Raw genomic sequence first — 21,578 nt, forward strand, 5'->3', positions numbered from 1 at the left:
GCGTCAATCGCGCGGCGGTGCGGGCGGCCAACGTGCCTTTTCGTCGTCCGCACGGTAAAAACGGGACGCGATCAGCCGGGCTTATCGTCATTTCTGCAGACGTTTACCGGGGGAAGCCCCAAGTGCTTCGAGAAACGTCTCCGCGTTACGCTTGAGCGACGAGGAGACGAACCATGAGACGAGTCGTACACATCGCTTTTTTCGCGCTGCTGGTCTATCTGATCGGCGATCGCGCACTGCTGCACGCGCAAGGCCGCGATGCCAGCCCGACCGCCTGCTCGCAGGGCGCCGAGCAGGTGAAATACGCCGCGCTCGGCAAGGGCTTCGGCAGCGCGGCGGCCGACAGCCAGAGCGAAGCGTTCATGTCGAGCTGCCTCGTGTCCGGGCGCGGTAATCAGGACGCCGCGGTGGCGGCCCGTTGAGGCCGACCGGGCGCCGCGCCGGTCGCATGCGTGTCGCGGCGCCTGGGCGCCAACTGTGATCCGTGGCGCCTTCCGAGGTTCTTTCGCTTGCCACCGGCGGCATTGGCTCGCCGGTAGCGGCAGTACGAATACGCCAACCATCCGACGATCGCGGCGACCGATGAGCGTTCGCCGCGACACGTCACGCACGTCGCAGCGATAGCGACTTGCGCGAATCGCTCGGCACCGTCCATCGCTTCTCCTACCGGGTTCCCCCCGTCACGAGCACGCGAGCACGTCGTGCGCTCCCTTTCGTACCGCCGCTTCCCGCCCGTTAGCCGAGCCGGTTTTCCATCGCGTCAAGTTGCGTTCGGTTGCACCGCGTCTGGCGGCCGCATCCCGTAACCCGCCCGCCCCAGCCGCCCCTTCCTCCTGGGCATGCCAATTGCGACTCGATTGCCCCCTCCCCACGAGTCGCGATCATGAACGACAACGAGCCCCTCGATTCCGCGGAGCAGCGTCCGCGTGCCGCAACGTGGCTCCGCCGCCTCGGGCCGGGCCTCGTCACCGGTGCAGCAGACGACGATCCGTCCGGCATCGGCACGTACTCGCAGGCGGGCGCGCAGTTCGGCTTCGAATTGCTGTGGGCGCTCCTGCTGACGTATCCGCTCATGACGGCGATTCAGCTGATCAGCGCGCGCATCGGCCGCGTGACGGGCAAGGGCCTCGCGTCGAACATGCGCACGCACTATCCGCCGTGGCTGCTCTACGTCACCGTCGTGCTGCTGATCGTCGCGAACGTGATCAACATCGCGGCCGACCTGTCGGCGATGGGCGCAGCGGTCAAGCTCCTGCTGCGCGGCCCGCAAGAACTCTACGTCGTGTGCCTCGGCGGCGCATCGGCCCTGCTGCAGATCCTCGTGCCGTACGACCGCTACGCGCGCCTGCTCAAATGGACCGCGCTGGTCCTGCTCGCCTACGTCGCCGTGGCGCTCATCGTGCCCGTCCCGTGGGGCGAGGTCGGCCGTGCGCTCGTGTTGCCGCGCGTCCAGTACTCCGCCGCCTACCTGACCACGGTCATCGCCGTGCTCGGCACCACGATCAGCCCGTACCTGTTCTTCTGGCAGGCATCGCAGGAAGTCGAGGAACTGCGCGCGGTGCCGAACCAGCAGTCGTTGCGGCACGCGCCTCACCAGGCCCCCGCGCAGCTGCGCCGGATCAACTTCGATACGTGGGTCGGGATGGGCGTGTCGAACGTCATCGCGTTCTTCATCACGCTGACGGCCGCGGCCACGCTGAACCTGCACCACATCGACGTGAAGACGTCGGCGGATGCCGCGCGGGCGCTCGAGCCGATCGGCGGCCACTTCGCGTACGTGCTGTTCGCGCTCGGAATCATCGGCACCGGCCTGCTGGCGCTGCCTGTCCTCGCGGGATCAGCCGCCTATGCGGCCGCGGGCACTTTCCGCTGGCGCAGCAGCCTCGCGCTGCAATTCGGCGTCGCGCGCGAGTTCTATGCGGTCATCGCACTGGCGATCATCGGCGGCGTCGCGATCACGTTCATGCATTTCGACCCGATCCGCGCGCTCTACTGGAGTGCGGTCATCAACGGCGTGACCGCCGTGCCGATCATGGTCGTGATGATGCTGATGGCCCACAGCACGCGCATCATGGGCAAGTTCGCGATCACCGGCCTGCTGGCCTGGGGCGGCTGGCTCGCGACGTTCGCGATGGCGGTCGCGGCGTTGGGCGTGTTCGTGCCGGGTTGAGCAGGTGAAGCCGCGCCGGCCGGCGCGGCGCCGGATACACCGGCGTCACGCGAGCCGGCACACGCACCGGCGACGCATGCCGCGGAACAGAAGGAGAACGCATCGTGGCGAAGAAAGCATCGGGATCGGCACGGCTGCCGTCCAGCGACCAGCGCGCGCAGATTCTCGCGCGCCTGCGCAGCCTCAAGATGGCGCGCTCGATACACACGTATACGCGCGGCAGCGCCGAGCGCTTCTACGCATGGCTCGCGGACCATCGCTCCGGCACCCTGCCCGACGGCCCCGCGGTGTGGATCGGCGGCGACTGCCATCTCGGCAATCTGGGGCCCGTCGCGGCGAAGACGGGCGAGGTTGCCGTGCAGATCCGCGATCTCGACCAGAGCGTGATCGGCAATCCCGTACACGACCTGCTGCGTCTCGGCTTCTCGCTCGCGACCGCGGCGCGCAGCTCCGATCTGCCCGGGATCATCACGTGGCGGATGGTCGAAGCGCTCATCGCCGGATACGAGCAGGCGTTCGACAGCCGGCACCGCGCCGAGACCAGTCACCTGCAACGCCCAGCCGCGATCAAGATCGCGATGAAGGCGGCGCTGCACCGATCGTGGCGCAAGCTCGACCGGCAGACGATCCAGAACGTCACGCCGCGCATTCCGCTCGGCAAACGCTTCTGGCCGTTGTCCGAGCGCGAGCGGAGCGCCATCCACGCGCTGTTCGAATCCACCCCGGATTCGTCGATCGGCGCGGCGCTCAGCCGCGCGCCACACCGCGACGCGAGGATGAAGGTGCTCGACGCCGCCTTCTGGGTAAAGGGATGCAGCTCGCTCGGACGGCGCCGCTTCGCGGTCATGCTCGATATCGACGACGCGTGTTCCGACGGCCATCCGCCGTATCTGATCGACATCAAGGAGGCCGCGGCGGCGAAGGCCCCGAAGGATCCCGGCGTGCGCATGCCGCGCGATCCCGCGCAACGGGTGCTCGAAGGCGCGCGGCACGTATCGCCGATGCTGGGCAGCCGGATGTGCGCGGCACGCCTCGACGGATGCCCCGTCGTCATACGCGAATTGATGCCGCAGGATCTGAAACTGGACGCGGAACGGATGTCGGAGGCCGATGCGGTCAAAGTCGCGCGCTATCTGGCGCTGGTGATCGGCAACGCGCATGCCGCGCAGATGGACCACGCGACGCAACGCGCGTGGTGCGGCGAGTTGCGGCGCCAGCACCCGAAGACGGCCGACGCGCCGTCATGGCTGTGGCGAAGCATCATCGAACTGATGGCCGCGCACGAAGAGGCGTATCTCGAACATTGCCGGCGCCATGTGGTCGGCAAGACGGTCCGTTGACGTCGCCGCCGGTCGTGCGTCGTTGCGATGGACGCACGATCGTGGACGGCCCGGCCCGCGCGATCTCAGTCTTTCGCCGGACGGACCACCAGCTCGTTGAACCCGGTGAGCGCATCGTGCTCGCGGGAAAAACGATGCGCGGGCAACGATACGAGCAGGATCTCGGCGGTCGTGCGCACCACGCAGCCACTCGCGACGTGGCCGCCCGAGACGCGGCCGTGCGCGTCGGACACCGCGATGTGCAGGTGCGCGCCGTCCGGCGAGACCGAGCCGGCCAGCGTCAGGATCTCGAGATCGCCGCGCAACTCGGTCGGCGCAGCGACGCCGGCATAACGCAGCTGCGCGACGTTCAGGCTGCCGATGCCCTGGATCACGAATGCTGCATGCGCGTCGAGTCGACGCAACGCCTGCTCGATCGACGCGCGCAGATCGTCGCCGGGGGAAAGACGCAGAGGATGGGCTTGCATGGGCGGTAACCTGCTGATGGAGTCGGGGGTAGGCAAAGCGTACGTTCGACACGGCAATCCGGCAAGCCGCCAGCCGGATCGGCCACCGCGCCTGCGTCGCGACCCCGGAAACGATGCCGATGCGTCATTCGTTCGCACCGGACACGCCGCGTCACCCGCATCACCCGCGACGATCGCGCGCGAGCAACCCGTACAGCGCGCTGTCCGACACCTCGTCGCCGACGATCCAGCGTTCGCGCAGCACGCCTTCCCTGACGAACCCGAGCCGTTCGAGCAGCGCGGCGGATGCGACGTTGCGCGGATCGATGTCGGCCTCGATGCGGTTCAGGCGCAGCGTGCCGAACGCGTGGTCGATGACCGCCGACGCGGCCTCGAGCATATAGCCGCCGCGCCAGTAGCGGCGCCGCAGGCTGAAGCCGATTTCCGCACGCCGGCATTGCTCGTGCGCATGAAACAGCACGCATTCGCCGAGCACGTCGCCGGTGTCCCGGGCTTCGAGCACGCAGACGAGATCCTGGCCGCTGGCGGTCGTCGCGAGGTTGCGCGCGACGCGCTCGGCGGCCTGCCGCCAATCCGTGAGCGGCGCGAACGACGAATAGCGCATCGCTTGCGCATCGGACCAGAGGTCGAAGAACGCGTGAGCGTCCGTGTCGCGAAGCGGACGCAGGACGAGTCGGGACGTATGCAGCGTGACGGGTTCGAACAAGGGCATCGCAGCGGCCGGGGAAAAAACGCAAGCATGAATTAGAACACGCTGTCCGGCACGCACGATCCGCTGCCCGAAACGAAAAAAGCCCGGACACATCGTCCGGGCCTTCCACATCGCCTTTGCCACGCGCCGCGCTTATGCCTCGAGCGCTTCGAGCACCTTCCCCTTCGTCTCGATCCCGACGAAATGAACGGTCACGGCGGCGATCAGCGGCACGATGCCGATCAGGTAGAACGCCGGCGCGAGATTGCCGCCGATGATCGCGTGCGGCACGATCATCGGCGCCGCGAACGACGCGATCTTCAGCCACGCGCTGCCGAGCCCGCAGCCCGACGCGCGGATGCTCGTCGGATACTGTTCCGGCGTATAGACGTACGCGGTGATGAAGCCCGATGCCATCAGCCCCAGCGACAGCGAGCAAAAGGTCGCGACGACGTACACCGACGACGCGTGGTAGATGCCCGCGAACGCCAGCGACAGCGCGCACAGCACGAACGACCACACGATCACCGGCTTGCGGCCGAGCTTGTCGACCAGCAGCGCGGACGCGAGTGAACCGAGCACGCCCATCACCGAGCCGATCACCGCGAGATTCAGCGCGAGCTGCAGCGGCGCGTGATAGAAGTTCTTGTAGATCGTCGGCAGCCACGTGGACAGCCCGTACTGGATGAACCCGCAGGTCGCCCACAGCGTCGCCACCGCGAGCGTGCGCTTGCGATACGCGGCGCTGAACAGGTCGCTCATCCGGCGCTTCGGGTGCTGGCGCACCATCTCGTCGTACGCGGCCACCTGCGTGACCGGCGGCAGTTCGCCGCGCACCGACGCTTCGAACACGCCGACCGCACGCCCGGCTTCCGGGAGCCGCCCGCGCGACGCGAGCCAGCGCGGCGATTCCGGCACCAGACGCGTGAGCACCAGCGCGAGAATCAGCGGCAGCCCGCCGACGAAATACATGATCTCCCAGCCGAACCGCGGCACGAGCCACGCGCCGAGCGCCATCGATACCAGCAGGCCGATCGGGAACACGATTTCGTACAGCAGCACGAAGCGGCCGCGGCCGTGCGCGCGGGTGATTTCGTTGATGTACGTTGCCGCGACCGGCAGCTCGCCGCCGAGGCCGAGCCCCTGCAGGATCCGCAGCAGCACGAACACCTCGAACGTCGGCGCGAAGCCGCACGCGATGCTGGTGATGCCGATCACGGCGGAACTCCACGCGATCGCCTTCACGCGGCCATGCTTCTCCGCGAGCGCGGGAAACAGGAATGCGCCGATCAGCTGGCCGATCGCGCCGGACGCGATCAGCATGCCGATCTGCGTCGGCGACAATCCCCACTTGTGAATCAGCAGCGGCAGCGTCGCCGCGATCGTGATCACGTCGAAGCCGTCGAAGAACGTCGCGGTGCCGATCAGCACGCGCGCGCGGATCTGCATCGCGTTGGCCGGAAGCCGCTCGAGCCGCGCGATGATCGCGCCGGGCGTGGAGGCGGCAGCTTCCATCGTGGCCCTGCCGGCCACGACGTTGTCGAAAGTGCTCATGCGAGGTGTCTCCTGGGTCTTTGTACCGGTTTCGCCGGTCAGGCAAGCGCTTGGGTCGTGTCCGCCAGGGCTTCCGTGTTCACTGCCCGGCCCTGGTTCATCCACTTGCGTGCGAGCTTGAGCTCGCGCGCGTTGTTGATGGCGATGACACCTCTCACATGTCCGTCGCCCACGAAAAACAGCGTCGCACGTCGCGCGGCGAGATCGCCGCGCACGACGAGCTGCGCATCGGCCGGCAGATCGCCGAGGATCTGCAGGTTCACGTCGTATTGATCGGACCAGAACCACGGAATCTCGGCGTACGGCGCGCGCACGCCGAGCACGGCCTTCGCGGCCGCGATCGCCTGGTTCTGCGCGTTCGCCCACGATTCGAGCCGCACGCGCCGCTTCAGCCAGCCGTTGTGATGGTTCGCGACGTCGCCGCACGCGAAGATCGCCGGATCGCTGGTCGCGCCGAACTCGTCGACCACGATGCCGTCGTCGACTGCGAGGCCCGCGTCGCTCGCGAGTGTCGCATTCAGCGCGAGGCCGATGCCGGCCACCGCGAAATCGGCGTCGATCGTCGTGCCGTCCGCAAGCGTCGCGCGCACCTTCGATGCGTCGTCCGGCTGCGCGTCGAGCGATGCGAGCGCCGCGCCGAGGCGCACGTCGACACCGTTCGCGCGATGCAGGTCGAGCAGGAAGTCCGACACGACCTGCGGCACCGAGCGGCCGCACAGCCGCGGCGCGCCTTCGACGACCACCGCTTCGACGCCGAGCTTGCGCGCGGTCGCCGCGACCTCCAGGCCGATCCAGCCGCCGCCGATCACGAGCACACGCCGGCTCGCGCGCAGCTTCTCGCCGAGCGCGGCCGCTTCGTCGAGCGTACGCAGGTAATGCAGGTTCGGGGTCCTGACGATCGAGTCAGGCAAGCGGCGCGACGTGCCGCCGGTCGCGATCACGAGGCGGTCGTATTCGACTTCGAGGCCGCTTTCGATTTTCACCACGCGGCGCGCACGGTCGATCGACACCGCGCGTTCCGGCTGCCATGCCTCGACGTTCAGCGCGGCGAATTCGTCCGGGCGCACGACGCGCACGGTCTCGATGTCCGCGTCGCCGGCCAGCACGGCCTTCGACAGCGGCGGACGCTCGTACGGCAGATGCGGCTCGTCGGCGATCATCACGAGACGGCCCGCGAAGCCTTCCGCGCGCAGCGTCTTCAGCACCCAGCCGGCGGCCTGGCCGCCGCCGATCACGACGACCGTGCGAGGCGCGGCCGGTTCCTGCGAGTTCGTTGCGCTCATGATTTGCGCTCCGTCATGAACTTGCCTTCCGGCGCCTTCGCATTCTTCTGCCGGCGCGTGTTGCCGTCGAGGCCGCCGTCGACGGCCCATTCGGCGAACACGGTCGGGCCCGGTTCGAATTCGCGCGGCTGCCATTCGGGCGTCAGCACGTCTTCGTCCGCGTAGTACTCGATCAGCGCGCCGGCCGGGTTCTGGAAGTACCAGAAATACGCGGACGACACCGGATGACGCCCCGGGCCGAGCTGCGTTTCCCAGCCGCAGCGGTCGATGTGCATGCCGCCGCCGAACACTTCGTGGATGTCGCGCACGGTGAACGCGACGTGGTTCAGGCCGCGCTTGCCATTGGGCAACGCGAGCAGGAACAGGTCGTGGTGGCCGCCGTGCGGCGCGCAGCGCATGAACGCGCCGCGGCCCGGATAGCGGTCCGACGTCTCGAAGCCGAGCAGCTCGTGATAGAACTTCTCCTGCGCGTCGAGGCAGTTCGTGAAGAACACGACGTGGCCGACCTCGACCGGCTCGGCGCGCGCATAGATCGGGCTGGGCTGGTCGACCCGAGCCGTCCGGCCCCACACGTTCGACGGCGAGCCGGTGATGTCGAGTGCGCGCTTGCGCGTCACCTCGATGCGGATCGCCATCCCGTTCGGATCGATGCAGCCGACCGCATCGTCCTGCGCGTAATAGCCGGGCTGGCCGGCCAGCTTCGTGCGCAGTGCGTCGACTTCCTGCTGCGTCGCGACGCCCCACGTGACTTCGCGCAGCGTCGGGCCCGCTTCGAATGCGGGCGGCAGCGACGGATCGTCGGCCTTCACGACCAGCACGGTGCAGCCGTTCAGCGTTTCGAAACGTGCGTGCGTGTCGTCGTGCGCGACTTCCTTCAGGCCCCAGTCGGCGAAAAAGCGCCGACACGTCGCGAGGTCGTCGACACCGTACGTGATCTGCTCGATACCCAAGATGCTCATTGCGTCATTCCCCTTCGCTCAGTTCGCCCACGGCAGCGGCGCGTCGTTCAAGCCCCAGTAGAGGCTCTTCTGCTGCATGTACTCGCGGATGCCGAGACGGCCCTTCTCGCGGCCCATCCCGCTCTCCTTCCAGCCCGAGAACGGCGTGGAGATCGAAAACAGCTTGTACGTGTTGATCCAGACGGTGCCCGTCTCCAGTGCCCGCGCGATGCGCCATGCGCGCTTGTAGTCGCGCGTCCAGATGCCGGCGGCGAGGCCGAACACGCTGTCGTTCGCCTGCGCGATCAGCGACGCTTCGTCGTCGAACGGCATCGCGACCAGCACCGGCCCGAAGATTTCCTCCTGGCAGATGCGCGCGCTGTTCGGCAAGCCTTCGAGAATCGTCGGCTGGTAGAAGAAGCCGTCCTCGCGCCCGTCGCCCGACGGCCGTTCGCCGCCGCACAGCAGGCGGCCGCCTTCCTCCAGCCCGAGCGCGACGTAGCGTTCCACCGATTCACGATGCTTCGCGGTGATCAGCGGGCCCATCTGCGTGTCGGGCCGCGTCGGGTCGCCCACGCGCAGCTTGCGTGCGCCCGCGACCAGGCGCTTCATGAACTCGTCGTATACCGAGCGCTGCACGAACAGCCGCGAACCCGCGATGCACGCTTCGCCCGACGAGCTGAAGATGCCGTACAGCACGCCGTTCACCGCGTGATCGAGATCCGCGTCGTCGCATACGATCGTCGGCGACTTGCCGCCGAGTTCGAGCGATACGGGCATCAGCTTTTCCGCCGCGATGCGCGCGATGCCGCGGCCCACTTCGGTGCCGCCGGTAAACGACACTTTCTTCACGAGCGGATGGCGCACCAGCACGTCGCCGATCACCGAGCCCTTGCCCGGCAGCACGCTCAGCACGCCCTTCGGCACGCCGGCTTCCTCGCAGATGCGGGCCAGCGCGAGCGACACGAGCGGCGTCACCTCGGCCGGCTTGAGCACCACCGCGTTGCCGCCGGCGAGCGCGGGCGCGAGCTTCTGCGCGTCGGACGCGATCGGCGAATTCCACGGCGTGATCGCCGCGATCACGCCGATCGGCTCGTGCACGCTCATCGTCAGGTAGTCGCCGCGCGACGGCGTCAGTTCTTCGTCGAGCGTTTCCAGGCACGCCGCGAAATAGCGGAACGTGTTGGCCGCACTCGCCACCAGCACGCGCGTCTCGCCGATCGGCTTGCCGTTGTCGCGGCGCTGCAGGTTCGCGAGCGCCTCGTGACGCTGCATGATCAGGTCGGCGATCCGGTACAGCACCAGCGCGCGCTGGTGCGGCTTGAGGCCGGCCCAGTCGGCGCGCCGCCACGCGGCGTCGGCGGCCACGACGGCGTCGGCCGCGTCTTCCGCGTTCGCCGTCGAGACTTCCATGTTCAGCGACTGGTCGGCCGGATAGATGCTCGCGTAAGGCGCGCCGCGGCCGCGCCGCCACTCGCCGCCGATCAGGATGTCGCCGTTGGGTACGAGGCTCGTATCGAATGGAGTCATGTCACAAGTCCCACAAATCTGTCTCTGCGCAGCCGCCCGCGCCGTGGCGCCGGCGGCCGTTCAATGGCCCGAATGGCCGCGTCGGCCTGGTTGTCCGGGTTGTCTGCCTGCTCAGATCACGCAGCGGGCCGCGCGGTTGCGCAGCGCGCGGATCGCGCTGTACGCGGTCAACGCGGACGTCTTCGGGTTGTCGGGCAACGGCTTGCCGCTCATTTCGAGCGACATCTCGCCGAACGCGCCGCGCGCGGTGATGCGGTGCACGTTGCGTTCGACCGCCGGATCGGCGATCAGGCGCACGTGCGTCGCGTCGAGGCCGAGGCCCGCGAGCGCGACCGTCGCCGCGACGTTCGCGTTCTTCGGATACAGGCGCGCGGCGTCGCGCGCACTGCCTTCGAAGATCACCTTTTCCCCGGTCATCGCACGCAAGTCGCACAGCTCCTCGGCGGGCGTGCCGAGCCAGCCGAGCGGCGGCTTGCGGCCGACGTACAGCACTTCGTCGAGGCCGCCCTGCTTCGCGGACGCCAGCGCGTCGATCCCGCCGATCGCGCCGGACAGCAGCGTCACCGTCGTGCCGCCCTCGTCGGCCGCCTGCGACAGCACGTCGAGCAGCGCGAGGTCGGACAGCGCGCCGATCGAGGCGACCGCGCAGTCGGTGCCGGCCTTCAGCAACGGCACGACGTGATCGACGAGGGCGCTGTGACCCGCGCATTCGAGCGCGAACTCGGGGCGGCGAGCCAGCGCGTCGACCGACGACACGACCTCCACCGCACCGCCGAGCTCGCGCTGCACCGCGTCGCGCTGATGCTCGGGCACGATCACGTGCGCGACGCGCAACGACGCATCGTGCTCGACCGCGTGATACACGGCGGCACCGATCGCGCCGAAGCCGATCATCGCGACGTCGACGGGCGCATGCCCGTGTCGCTGGCCGTTATGCATACTGGCGCTCCGACGGCGTCTCTTCCTTCTTCACCGGCGGACCCGCGAACTGCGATGCGAACGAGCCGACCGACAGCATGTCGACTTCGACCATCACCGGCCCTTCCTTCGCGATCCCTTCGCGCACGATCGCTTCCGCCTGGTCGAGCGACGTGATCCGGTAGTGCGTGAGGCCGAAGCTCGCGCAGAACTGCGCGAAATCCGGCTGGTGCAGCTGCACGAAGCAGCGGCGGCCGCCGTAGTGCGCGTCCTGGATGTTGCGGATCACGCCGTAGCACTGGTCGTTCATCAGCACGATCATCACGTTCGCGTTTTCCTGCACGGCCGTCACGAGCTCGCCGACGTTGACCATCAGGCCGCCGTCGCCGACCAGGCACACCGTCTTCGCCGCCGAGCCGGCCAGCGCCGCGCCGATGCCCATCTGGATGCCCTGGCCGATGCCGCCGCCGAGCGCATGCACGCCCGCGCGCGGTTCGAAGATCTTCAGCAGGCGGTTGCCCCACGTGCTGTTCGAGATCGTCACGTCGCGCACCCAGTTGTAGTCGCGGCCCACCGCGCCCTGCAGCGTATCGACCAGCTGCTTGTACGGCCCGAGGCCTTCCGCCACGCTCGCGACGGCCGCTTCGCGCGCCGCCGCGAGATCGGCCGCGAACTGCGGATCGACCGACAGGCGGCCTTCGAGGCGGTCGGCCAGCTCGGCCAGCACGCGCTTCGAATCGCCGTGCACGAACAGCTCGTTGCGATAGCCGCGGTTGTCGGCAAGTGCATCGGCGTCGACGCGGAACAGCGGCTGCGGCAGCGCGAGCTTGTACTTCAGCGTCTCGTTGCCGCGCAGGCGCGAGCCGACCACGACGAGCGCGTCGCAGGTCTTGTAGAACGCTTCGACCGCCGAATGCACGTTGAACGCGCCGAGCGTCGCCGGATGATCCTCGGGCAGCACGCCGCGGCCCTGCACGCTCGTCACGACGCCGAAGCCGAGCTTCACCAGGCGTTCGACTTCCGCACGCGCATGACGCGCGCCGCCGCCGAGCCACAGCAGCGGACGGCGCTTGGCCGCCAGCGCGTCGGCGAGCTTCGCGACGCGTGCGTCATCGTGCTCGCGCACCGCGACGTGCGCCGGCGCGAGATCTTCCGGCCATTCGATTTCGGCGGCCTGGATGTCGATCGGGATCTCGACCGACACGGGGCCCGTCGGCGCCGTCTGCGCGATGCGCACGGCTTCGCGGATCGTCGGCAGCACGGTCTCGACCGTGCGCACGCGGAACGCGGCCTTCGAGATCGCATCGAGCATCGTGAGCTGGTCCGGCGCTTCGTGGATGTACGCCAGATCCTGGTCGAGGTACGGCGTCTCGATCTGCCCCGTGATGTGCAGCAGTGCAGTGCCGGCCGTCAGTGCCTCGACCATCGCACCGGCCGCGTTGCCCGCCGCCGTGCCGGTGCTCGTGAACGCGACACCGAGGCCGCCCGACACGCGGGCCAGCCCGTCGGCCATGTTCACCGCGCCCGCTTCACCGCGCGCGCCGACATACCGGATGTTGCCGCGCGAGTTGATCGCGTCGAGGATCGGCATGTTGTGGATCGAGATGACACCGAATGCGGTTTTGACGTCGCACTGCTCGAGAAAGGCGGCAATCAGCTCGCCAACCGTGGTTTTTTTAGACATGGCGTGCAAAGCCTCCAGAAACGTCGATATGGCTGCCCGTCGTGTAGGACGACAGATGCGTTGCGAGATAAAAAAGTGCCCAGGCTGCCTCGTCGGGCTTGCCGAAGCGGTTCAGCGGAATGTTCTTCTTGCGGGCGAGCGCGCCCGTCCAGTCCTCCCAGCTTTCGCCGGCCGGCGCCTGCGCTTCGTAGCGGCGGCGCCACTGCCCCGACTCGACGATGCCGATCAGGATCGAGTTCACGCGGATGCGCTGCGGCGCGAGTTCGGTCGCGAGCGACTTCACGAGGCTCAGCACGCCCGCGCGCGCCGACGACGTCGCGACCATGTGCGGCTCCGGCTGCAGCGCGAGCAGCGAATTCACGCAGGTGATCGTCGGCGCGGCCGCATCGCGCAACAGCGGCAGGAACGCGCGCGTCGGGCGGATGATGCTGAAGTACTTCAGTTCGAGCTCTTCGCGCCACGCGTCGTCGGTCGTGTCGGCGAAAGTCGACACGCGGCCCTGGCCTGCGTTGTTGACGAGCATGTCGGCGCGGCCGAAGCGGTCGGACACCGCCTGCGCGAACGCGGCCACGTCGGCTTCGTCGAGCACGTTGCAGCGCACCGCGAGCAGCGGCGCGCCCGGATATTTCTCGCCGAGCATCGCCTCGGCGCGCGCGAGACGCTCGCCGTCGCGGCCGCAAATCGCGACCGACGCGCCGGCCTGCAGGAACCGTTCGGCAGTCGCGAGGCCGATGCCGGACGAACCGCCCGTCACCACCGCCACCTGCCCGGTCAGATCGATCTGAATCATCGCAGTCCTAAAGCCTTGAGAAACGTGTGCTCGTCATCCGAGCGGTAATTGAGCCGCCGCGACAGTTCCGCCGCCGCGCGCTGCACCTTGTCGATCAGGCCGTCGGCGATCAGCGCCGCGTCGATCTCCGGCCGCGGCACCGTCACCGTGATGCACGCGACGATCCTCTGCGTGTCGTTGCGCACCGGCGCCGTGACCACCGAGATGCCGCGCTCGAACGACGAATTGCTGACGCCGTAGCCGCGCAGCGCATCTTCCCGGATCACTTCGTACAGCGCGTCGACCGTTTCCGGCGTCGCGCTCGTCATCCGGTTCAGCGTGCCTTCCGGATACAGCGCCCGCAACTCCTTCAGCGACAGGTCGCCCATCAGCACGTGGCCGTGGGTCGTCGCATGCGCGGGCAGCCGCGTGCCGACGTTCACACGAATCGAGCTGAACACCGGCGACTGGCTCTGCGCCTTCGCGACGAACACCACGTCGCGGCCGTCGCGGATCACGATGTGCGTCGTGAAGCCGGTCGCATCGCGCAGGCTCTCGATCACCGGCAGGCCGAGATCGGTCAGCTCGAGCGAGCTCAGGTATTCGAAGCCGAGCCGCAGCACGGCGATGCCGAGCTTGTAGTTGCGATCCTTGTCCGCACGCTCGAGAAAGCCGAGCGATTCGAGCGTCTGCAGCAGACGGAACACCGTCGTGCGCGGAATGCCGAGGCGCTTGGACAGTTCCGGCGCGCCGAGCACCGGCTCGCGCGGCGAGAATTCGGCGAGGATCCGCAAACCGCGTTCGAGGCCCGGCACCACGTAGTTGGCCTCGGACTTCGCGGTGTCCGCATCCTGTTGTTGCAACGGTTCGCTCATGATGCCTCCGGTCGGGCCGCCCCAGGGGCACGTTGAAATGCATGTCGGGATTGGGCGGGCTGCGCGCCCTCAAGCGAACGAATGTGAGCGTGGGGGTAATTCATTCCAGCCCCCGTTGACGGTCGCATTGACGGCAGAACGTATCGATCAGCGACGAATACACGGCCGGCGCTTCCACGTAGCCCGCATGACCGGCCTGCGGAATCACCTGCAGCCCGACGTGCGCGGCAGCGGCGATCCGCTCGCAGGCAGCCGGCGGCGTGATCGCGTCGTTCGCGCCGACCGCCACCGCCGTGCGGCCGCGAAAGCCGGCGAGATCGGACGCGAGATCGGCGTTCGCGAGCAGATGCGTGGCCTGCGCATAGCCGGCCGGCACGATGCGCGCCATGTTCCAGCGCACCCATGCACGCGCATCCTCGCTCGCGAAACCCGACAGCATGTTGCCGCTGCGCTGTTCGGCGAGCCCGGCCGGGCCGAGTTCGTCGAGCATCGCGAGGCGTGCATCGCGGCGCGTGTCGCGCGTTTCCGCGGGCGCGCTGCCGTAGCCGCCCGCGGGCGAGATCAGCAGCAGGCCGGCGATCCGCGCGGGCATCACGCGGGCCAACCCGCCCGCGACGATCGCGCCGAGCGAATGCCCGACCAGCACGCAGCGTTCGATGCCGAGTGCCTCGAGCCACGCGTTCAGCGACGCCGCGTAATCGGCGGCCGCCGGCGACGCGCCGTGCACGGGTGTCGACACGCCGTAGCCGGGCGCATCCCAAGCGAGCACGCGGCGCGACGCGCCGAGCAAGTCGAGCTGGCACACCCACGATGCGGCGCCCGAGCCGATCCCGTGCAGCAGCACGACGGGCAGCGCGCGGCCCGCATGCTGCGCGCCGGCCTCGCGATAACCGATCGTGCCCGCCGCGCCGGCCGCGCAGCGCTGTTCGGGAAACTGCCCGAGCAGCGCGGCGAACGCCGCGGTGCGGTCGCGTTCACGTTTGTCGATGACACGCATTGCTTGCTCCGCCCCGTCTCAGCGCTTGATCTTCGCGAGCGGCGAATCCGGCGGATACGTCGGCGTGATGGGCTTCGGCGAACCGAGCATCACGCACATCAGCGCGTCTTCCTCGCCGATGTTGATTTCCGTGCGGTACACGCCCGGCGGCACCGAGATCAGGTCGCGCTCGCCGAGGATCGCTTCCCAGGTCTCGCCGTCGCGCTCGCAGATCACCTTCATCTTGCCGCGCAGCACGAAGAAGATTTCTTCCACGTCGATATGGATGTGGCTCGGGCCGATGTTGCCGGCCGGAATGACCATCGTCGAGAACGTGAAGTTGCCGGCCGGCACCGTGTTGACGTCCTTCGCGACGCCCGTGCCGCCCGTGCCGACGTAGCGCATCTGCGCACGGCGGTACTTCGGGTCGTAGTCGGCCTGGAACTTCAGTGCGTCCCAGTCGTAGCGCCGCGTCGCGTAGCGCGCGACGCGCCCTTCCATCCAGTCGTTGAAGCTTGCGCCTTCCGGCTGGTCCCACGACTTGCGTTCGAGATCGGCGTCCGCCATCGTCCTCTCCTTCATCAGAGTGAAAACTTCAAATCAATTCATTACGAAGCCGCCGTTTACCGGCAGCAATTGACCCGTCACGAAGCGCGCGCCGTCCGACAGCAGGAACAGCACGGGGCCCGTCACGTCCTCGGGCACCTGCGCGCGCGTCAGCGCGCGGCCCTGCATGTAGAACGCGTGGCGTTCCGCCGGCACGTAGGCCGTCGCCTCGACTTCGGTGAGCCCCGGCGCGATCGCGTTGACCGTCACGCCGTGCGCGCCGAACTCGCGCGCCTGCGCATGCGTCATCGCGATCACGGCGCCCTTGCTGGCGACGTACGCGAGCAGCTTCGGCGCGCCCCACAGCGCGGTGTCCGATGCGAGGTTCACGATCGCGCCGCGGCCCGATTGCGCGAGGTACGGCAGCGCCGCATTGCTGACGAGCCAGACGCCGCGCACGTTCACGTTCATCACGGCATCCCAGGTCGACACGTCGAGCTCCGTCGACAGCTTGCCGCCCGAGTTCGTGATCGCCGCGTTGTTGATCAGTGCGTCGATGCCGCCGAGCGCCGCCGCGCCCTGCGCGACGAAAGCCGTGACGCTCGCCGGATCGGCCAGGTCGAGCGTGAAGAAATGCGCGGTGTGGCCGGCTTGCGTGAGCTGCGCGGCCAGCGCGCGGCCCTCTTCGGCGAGCAAGTCGCCGAACGCGACCTGCGCGCCCGCTTCGACGAGCGCCTTCACGAACGCGGCGCCGAGACCGCGCGCGCCGCCCGTGACGAGCACGCGGCGCCCCGGCAGCGACACGACCGGAGCGAACTCAGCCATTCGCGGGCTCCGCCGCGGCGTGCGCCGCGCGATGCGCGTCGAGCGCGGACAGGTGTTCCTGCGCGCGCTGGCGCAGCATCCGGCGCACGCGCGTGATGCCGACGTCGTGCTGGTACAGGTATTCGTGATCGCGCGCGTGCGGCGCGAGGCTTTCGAGAACGTAGCGGTCCTGCTCGAGCACGTCCCAGTGCAGGCCCTCGAGGCGGTTGCGGTACATGAAGCGCCACACGTCGCGCTGCCAGCCGCTGACCTTGCGCGTACGCCAGAAGTAGACCTGGCAGTTGTCGCCGTCGACCGGCGTCGCGAAGCCGATGATCCCGAAGTTGCCGCCCGGGCCGAACTTCTGCTTGTACGGAATCGCGAGGCGCATCCACAGGCAGCCGGTTTCGCCGAGCTCGACCCAGTCGAAGTTCACGTCGCGCTGGCCGATCTTCTCGAACATCAGGCCCGTTTCCGTCTTGCGCACACGCATGTCGGCCTGCTTGTCGCCTTCGGCCATCGAGTGCGACGTCGCGTGCAGGTACGCGCCGTGCATCGGGTCCATCACGTTGTCGATCGCGTACTGGTAATTGCACTTCCAGTTCGACACGCACAGGAAGTGCGCGTATTCGTCGGCGACCAGTTCTTCCGGCAGGTTCAGCGGCGCCGGCTCGCCGTGCGCTTCGTCGCCGAACCACAGGAAGATCGCGCCGGCCTTCTCTTCGACCGGATACGACTTCACGCACTTCGTGCCTTCGAGCGGACAGTTCGATACGGCCGGCACGCGGTTGACCGTGCCGCCGCCGTCGACTTCGATGCCGTGATACCAGCACGCGATGCTGCCGCCGAGGTTCCAGCCGAGCGACAGGCGCGCGCCGCGGTGCGGACAGCGATCTTCCAGCGCGTGGACCTTCCCTTCGTGATCGCGCCACAGCACGATCTGCTCGGACAGGCGCGTGAGGCCGACCGGCGCGTTCGACACCTGCCAGCTCGGGGCGACGGGATACCAGTAGTTCTTGATGCCGCGGTCGAGGTAGTCGCGGACCGGGTCGTGTTGTGTTTCGTGTTGTGCGGGGGACGTCATCAGTGTGCTCCGGATGCGGTTGTCGGGTCGGCGCTCAGGCGTGCGGCGCGGTCGGTGCGCTCATTCCGCCAGCGAGGCCATTTCGGCGCGGAAGCGCTCGGGCGTCCACGCCGTGCCGTCCGGCGCGCGGAAGCCGATGCGGTTCAGGCCCGCGACGACCTCGTCCAGCTCGGTCGCGCCGCTCTCGAACACGCGTTCGAGCGCATCGCCCAGATCGTTCTCGTACTGCGTCGGCTCGGCCTTGCGGTTTTGCCAGATGCGGTTCTCGACCTGGCCCGGGATCTCGATCTGCCCCTTGCCGGCAACATTGTTCGGCTGCGGCGCCACCCACGGCTTCAGGAACGGATTGAAGTTGACGGTCGCTTCTTTCATGTCATTCCACCTTGATCTGGATTTCTTCACCGGCCAGGCGCACCGCGTATTGCTTCAGCGCGCGCCCGCCCGGGCCCTTCAGGCATTCGCCCGTCTTGATGTCGAACACGGCCTCGTGCAGCGGACATTCGACCGTGCCTTCGTCGACGAACCCCTGCGTCAGCAGCGCGTAGGCATGCGGGCACACGTTCTCGAGCGCATACACCTCGTCGCCGACGCGGTAGATCCCGATTTCGACGCCGTCGGTCCGCTTGAACTCGATCGGCGTGTCTTCCGACAGCGCGCCGGCGTGCCCGGCACAAACCCATTGTTCAGACATCTCACACCCTTCCTTCTGATCGACTCTCGGTTCGTCCCGGGTTTGTTCCATACCCGGAACAGCAGTTTATGGATGGTGATTATAGAAGTGACTTCCCACGAGTAAAACAAAAAGCTGCATGTCCTAGGGAAAACACCGACCGCCGGGTCGACGATCGCCGCCACTCATCTTCCAAAAGGTGATTTTTTGTTTAGTGGCGGGGATTTAAGTCCTTTTTTCAGGACGCTCGGTCCCGTGTTGCGGATCGTCACCACCCGCATCCGGCCCGATAAATTTATTTTTGATCCGGCGCGCGACACCTCTATACTCATTCCATCAGAGGCACATTGTTCCTTATATGGAACATTAAAAATGCCCGCCCGGTGGTGAAGAACGCGCGACGGCCGGCCGTCCCCCCGCGCCCGCCGCCACGGCACGTTTCCCGTCAGGTTTGGAGAGTCAGGAGATCAAATGGTCAAGCAAGCGGTAGCAGCAGCAATCATCGGAATGGGCGCGATGTCGGGCGCCTGGGCACAAAGCAGCGTGGTGCTGTACGGCAGCCTGGATGCCGGCGTCGCCTATGTGAACAACGTCGGCGGCCACGCGAAGTGGGCGATGATCCAGGGCAACACGCAACCCGACCGGTGGGGCCTGAAAGGCAAGGAAGACCTCGGCAGCGGCCTGTCGGCGATCTTCCAGCTCGAAAACGGCTTCTATACGAACAACGGCCAGTTCGCGACCGCGAACACGATCTGGAACCGCGCGGCCTTCGTCGGCCTCAGCTCCGACCGCTACGGCACGCTGACGCTCGGCCGCCAGACGCCGCTGACGTTCGACTATCTCGATCCGCTCAGCACCGCGTATCTCGCGCTGAGCTGGTATGCGTTCCATCCGGGCAACATCGACGGGCTCGCCGCGACCGGCAACGTGCCGTACAACAACGCGGTCAAGTACCGTTCGCCGAGCTTCGCCGGCTTCTCGGCCGCGGCGGCGATGGCGCTCGGCAACACGACGAACTTCTCGACCGGCAAGTCGGTCGGGGTCGCGCTGAACTACGCGAACGGGCCGTTCAAGGCATCGGCCGTCTACTCGAACGAGCACGACCGCTCGATCCTGATCAGCCAGACGGGTATCATGTCGTTCCAGGGGCAGAACACCGCGACCGGCTACATCGCGAACAAGGTCGAGAACATCGGCGCGGGCGCGTCCTACCAGATCGGCGACTTCCTCGTGCACGGCCTCTATACGCGCGTGAAGATGCAGTCGAACGGGTTTTCCGACACGTTCCAGAGCTACGACGCGGGCGTGAACTACCGCAGCAGCGCGTTCAACACGATCGCGGGCGGCGCGGCGACCACGACGCTGGCCGGCCGCCGCTGGACGCAGGTCGAGCTCGGCGACATCTATGCGCTGTCGAAGCGCACGCAGCTGTATGCGAACGTGCTGTACGAGCACGGTTCGGGCGGCGCGAAGGCCGCGTTCTTCACGGCCGGCGCGTCGAGCACCGCGAACCAGGTGATCGTGCTGACCGGCATCCATCACTCGTTCTGAGCGGCGGCGGGCGGATGCGCCCGGAGCCGGAAAAAAAAAGAGCAGCCCGCGGGCTGCTCTTTTTTTGGCTACTTGCGACAGGCTACTGATGAAGCCGCGCGACGCGGCTCATGCCGCGAATCAGAACATCGCGACGCGATGGCGCGCGTGCGCGAACGTCGGGTCGCTTTCGAGCGGCCGGTAGTTCAACCGCTGCGACAGGTCGACCGCCGCGCCGCATACCGCTTCGACGAGCCGCTCCTTCTCGCCGGCCTCGCCGATTTCCGAGCGCGGCACCGTCGCGGTGATCGCCGCGACGATCGCGCCCGAATGGTCGCGCACGGGTGCCGTCACGGCCGAGATGCCGCTCTCGAACGCGGCTTCGCTGACCGCGTAGCCGAGCCGCGCGTAATGACGCACGCGCTCGTACAACTCGTCCACCGTGCCCGGCGTGCGCTCGGTGAACTGTTCGAGGCGCTTCTCCGGATACAGCTGGCGCAGCGCGTCGCGCGTGAGGTCGCCCATCAGCACATGGCCGTGCACGGTCGCGTGCGCGGGCAGCCGCGTGCCGACGTGCACCTTCACCGAACCGAACATCGACGTGTTGCTCTGCGCCTTCGCGACGAACACGACATCGCGCTGGTCGCGGATCAGCAGGTGCGTCGACAGGCCGGTCGCATCGCGCAATCGTTCGAGCACGGGCGTGCCGAGATCGGTCAGTTCCAGCGAATTCAGGTATTCGAAGCCGAGCCGCAGCACGCCGACGCCGAGCCGGAAATAGCGGTCGCCGTTCACGCGCTCGAGAAAGCCGAGCGCTTCGAGCGTCTGCAGCAGGCGGAAGGTGGTCGTGCGCGGAATGCCGATGCGCTTCGACAGCTCGGGCGCGCCGAGCACCGGCTCGCGCGCGGAGAATTCGGCGAGGATCCGCAGCCCGCGCTCGAGGCCCGGCACCAGATACGACGACGCGCCGCCCGACGGTTCGTCGTCGCCCGCGCCCTGCTTCGACGCATCGTGGTCGACGTCGTCGCCGGCTGTCGCGCGCGGCGCACTTGCCGGCTTCGCCGGCGGTTTCGATGCGCCGCTCATCGTTGGATTGATCCTGTGCACATGGACGGAATGGAAGCGTTCACGAATGACCCGCAATGCTTGATTATGGAATTTCGACCGGACCGGATCAACACGATCCGGCGCAGGCGGCCGATGGCCCGGCGCGCCCGATCGGGTAGCCGGACTCATATAGCCTGATGCGATCGAAAGGATAACAGCGATAGACAGGACTGCCCATCGGAACGTCGCCTTAGGCAAGGCGGGCCGCCGGCCCTGCTCATCCGCGATCGGGATGCCTCACGTGCGGTACCGGCCGGCACGATCACGGCCGATGTGCGACTAGAAAACGAAAGGGGGAAGAAACGCGAGGAAACAAACGACCGCACCGATCCGCGAGCGGGATCGGCGCGACGTCAGGCCGTCACGGCAGCGTCGTACTCGGCACGGGCGAGCTGGCCAGCGGCGTATGCGTCGGCTTCACCGCGAAAGCCGTCCGTGCTGAATGCGACGACTTTCACACCGACACCCGACGCCCGCTTCACCGTCAGCGCCCATTGCCATCCGCCGTCTTGTTCGAAGACGTGCAGCGAGGGTTCGAGGGATGAGTCCAGTACGGTCACGGGTTTTATGCTCCTGCACTGCGCATCACGTCGGCGACGCGTCAGGCATGTCGAAAAAATGCGCCGGCGTCCGGCGCGTTTC

Annotated in this window: 22 protein-coding genes; 4 read left to right on the forward strand and 18 right to left on the reverse strand. The window is 67.8% G+C overall.

The window, feature by feature from the left end:
• Positions 1 to 173: 173 nt before the first annotated feature.
• From DIE02_RS19595 to DIE02_RS19605, 3 genes are all read left to right on the forward strand, one after another.
• A complete protein-coding gene (locus DIE02_RS19595; RefSeq protein WP_124488170.1) occupies positions 174 to 422 on the forward strand; it encodes an adhesin in 249 nt (82 codons plus the stop codon).
• Positions 423 to 883: 461 nt separating this feature from the next.
• Positions 884 to 2,170, forward strand: coding sequence for an Nramp family divalent metal transporter (locus DIE02_RS19600; RefSeq protein WP_124488171.1), 1,287 nt, complete (start codon positions 884 to 886; stop codon positions 2,168 to 2,170).
• Positions 2,171 to 2,274: 104 nt separating this feature from the next.
• Complete coding sequence (locus DIE02_RS19605; protein WP_124488172.1) at positions 2,275 to 3,510, forward strand: DUF2252 family protein; 1,236 nt, start codon at positions 2,275 to 2,277, stop codon at positions 3,508 to 3,510.
• Between the two features lie 65 nt (positions 3,511 to 3,575).
• Here DIE02_RS19605 and DIE02_RS19610 read toward each other — a convergent pair whose 3' ends face one another.
• The 16 genes from DIE02_RS19610 to DIE02_RS19685 form a co-directional block, all read right to left on the reverse strand.
• Positions 3,576 to 3,977, reverse strand: a complete 402-nt coding sequence (locus tag DIE02_RS19610; protein WP_124488173.1) for a PPC domain-containing DNA-binding protein — start codon at positions 3,975 to 3,977, stop codon at positions 3,576 to 3,578.
• 160 nt (positions 3,978 to 4,137) lie between these two features.
• The gene (locus DIE02_RS19615; RefSeq protein ID WP_124488174.1) at positions 4,138 to 4,689 is read right to left on the reverse strand and encodes a GNAT family N-acetyltransferase; all 552 of its coding nucleotides are present in this window, start codon (positions 4,687 to 4,689) and stop codon (positions 4,138 to 4,140) included.
• A gap of 132 nt (positions 4,690 to 4,821) precedes the next feature.
• Positions 4,822 to 6,222, reverse strand: a complete 1,401-nt coding sequence (locus DIE02_RS19620; RefSeq protein WP_044843182.1) for an MFS transporter — start codon at positions 6,220 to 6,222, stop codon at positions 4,822 to 4,824.
• A gap of 38 nt (positions 6,223 to 6,260) precedes the next feature.
• Positions 6,261 to 7,505: an NAD(P)/FAD-dependent oxidoreductase gene (locus tag DIE02_RS19625; RefSeq protein ID WP_044843181.1), complete on the reverse strand. Its 1,245-nt coding sequence runs from the start codon at positions 7,503 to 7,505 to the stop codon at positions 6,261 to 6,263.
• The gene (locus tag DIE02_RS19630; protein WP_124488175.1) at positions 7,502 to 8,464 is read right to left on the reverse strand and encodes a VOC family protein; all 963 of its coding nucleotides are present in this window, start codon (positions 8,462 to 8,464) and stop codon (positions 7,502 to 7,504) included. Before DIE02_RS19630 ends, DIE02_RS19625 begins: the two co-directional genes overlap by 4 nt.
• Positions 8,465 to 8,482: 18 nt before the next feature.
• Positions 8,483 to 9,973 carry an aldehyde dehydrogenase gene (locus DIE02_RS19635; RefSeq protein ID WP_124488176.1) on the reverse strand — a complete coding sequence of 497 codons (1,491 nt, stop codon included), beginning with the start codon at positions 9,971 to 9,973 and terminating at the stop codon, positions 8,483 to 8,485.
• A 111-nt stretch (positions 9,974 to 10,084) separates the two neighbouring features.
• The gene (locus DIE02_RS19640) at positions 10,085 to 10,912 is read right to left on the reverse strand and encodes an aspartate dehydrogenase (RefSeq protein WP_044843178.1); all 828 of its coding nucleotides are present in this window, start codon (positions 10,910 to 10,912) and stop codon (positions 10,085 to 10,087) included.
• Positions 10,905 to 12,575, reverse strand: coding sequence for a thiamine pyrophosphate-binding protein (locus tag DIE02_RS19645; protein WP_124488177.1), 1,671 nt, complete (start codon positions 12,573 to 12,575; stop codon positions 10,905 to 10,907). The genes DIE02_RS19640 and DIE02_RS19645 overlap by 8 nt, the downstream gene beginning before the upstream one ends.
• Positions 12,568 to 13,365, reverse strand: a complete 798-nt coding sequence (locus tag DIE02_RS19650) for an SDR family oxidoreductase (protein ID WP_124488178.1) — start codon at positions 13,363 to 13,365, stop codon at positions 12,568 to 12,570. The genes DIE02_RS19645 and DIE02_RS19650 overlap by 8 nt, the downstream gene beginning before the upstream one ends.
• On the reverse strand, positions 13,362 to 14,219 hold the full coding sequence (locus DIE02_RS19655; RefSeq protein WP_124488179.1) for an IclR family transcriptional regulator: 858 nt from the start codon (positions 14,217 to 14,219) through the stop codon (positions 13,362 to 13,364). The genes DIE02_RS19650 and DIE02_RS19655 overlap by 4 nt, the downstream gene beginning before the upstream one ends.
• Positions 14,220 to 14,319: 100 nt before the next feature.
• On the reverse strand, positions 14,320 to 15,216 hold the full coding sequence (locus tag DIE02_RS19660) for an alpha/beta fold hydrolase (RefSeq protein ID WP_124488180.1): 897 nt from the start codon (positions 15,214 to 15,216) through the stop codon (positions 14,320 to 14,322).
• 18 nt (positions 15,217 to 15,234) lie between these two features.
• Positions 15,235 to 15,762 (reverse strand): cupin domain-containing protein, encoded by a 528-nt coding sequence (locus tag DIE02_RS19665; RefSeq protein WP_034180369.1) that lies wholly within the window; start codon positions 15,760 to 15,762, stop codon positions 15,235 to 15,237.
• A gap of 33 nt (positions 15,763 to 15,795) precedes the next feature.
• Positions 15,796 to 16,566, reverse strand: coding sequence for an SDR family oxidoreductase (locus tag DIE02_RS19670; protein ID WP_124488181.1), 771 nt, complete (start codon positions 16,564 to 16,566; stop codon positions 15,796 to 15,798).
• Complete coding sequence (locus DIE02_RS19675; protein WP_124488182.1) at positions 16,559 to 17,629, reverse strand: aromatic ring-hydroxylating dioxygenase subunit alpha; 1,071 nt, start codon at positions 17,627 to 17,629, stop codon at positions 16,559 to 16,561. The genes DIE02_RS19670 and DIE02_RS19675 overlap by 8 nt, the downstream gene beginning before the upstream one ends.
• A 60-nt stretch (positions 17,630 to 17,689) precedes the next feature.
• Positions 17,690 to 18,001, reverse strand: coding sequence for a recombinase-like helix-turn-helix domain-containing protein (locus DIE02_RS19680; RefSeq protein ID WP_044843171.1), 312 nt, complete (start codon positions 17,999 to 18,001; stop codon positions 17,690 to 17,692).
• A gap of 1 nt (position 18,002) precedes the next feature.
• The gene (locus tag DIE02_RS19685) at positions 18,003 to 18,320 is read right to left on the reverse strand and encodes a non-heme iron oxygenase ferredoxin subunit (protein ID WP_006758060.1); all 318 of its coding nucleotides are present in this window, start codon (positions 18,318 to 18,320) and stop codon (positions 18,003 to 18,005) included.
• Between the two features lie 450 nt (positions 18,321 to 18,770).
• Here DIE02_RS19685 and DIE02_RS19690 point away from each other — a divergent pair, with 450 nt between their 5' ends.
• Positions 18,771 to 19,850, forward strand: coding sequence for a porin (locus DIE02_RS19690; protein WP_124488183.1), 1,080 nt, complete (start codon positions 18,771 to 18,773; stop codon positions 19,848 to 19,850).
• A 120-nt stretch (positions 19,851 to 19,970) separates the two neighbouring features.
• Here DIE02_RS19690 and DIE02_RS19695 read toward each other — a convergent pair whose 3' ends face one another.
• Both DIE02_RS19695 and DIE02_RS19700 read right to left on the reverse strand, forming a co-directional pair.
• Entirely contained in the window at positions 19,971 to 20,915 is a 945-nt protein-coding gene (locus DIE02_RS19695) for an IclR family transcriptional regulator (RefSeq protein WP_124488184.1), read from the reverse strand.
• Positions 20,916 to 21,289: 374 nt separating this feature from the next.
• Positions 21,290 to 21,496, reverse strand: a complete 207-nt coding sequence (locus DIE02_RS19700) for a hypothetical protein (RefSeq protein WP_044843168.1) — start codon at positions 21,494 to 21,496, stop codon at positions 21,290 to 21,292.
• Positions 21,497 to 21,578: the final 82 nt, after the last annotated feature.

The organism is Burkholderia sp. Bp8991 (assembly GCF_003853795.1).
GTDB lineage: Bacteria > Pseudomonadota > Gammaproteobacteria > Burkholderiales > Burkholderiaceae > Burkholderia.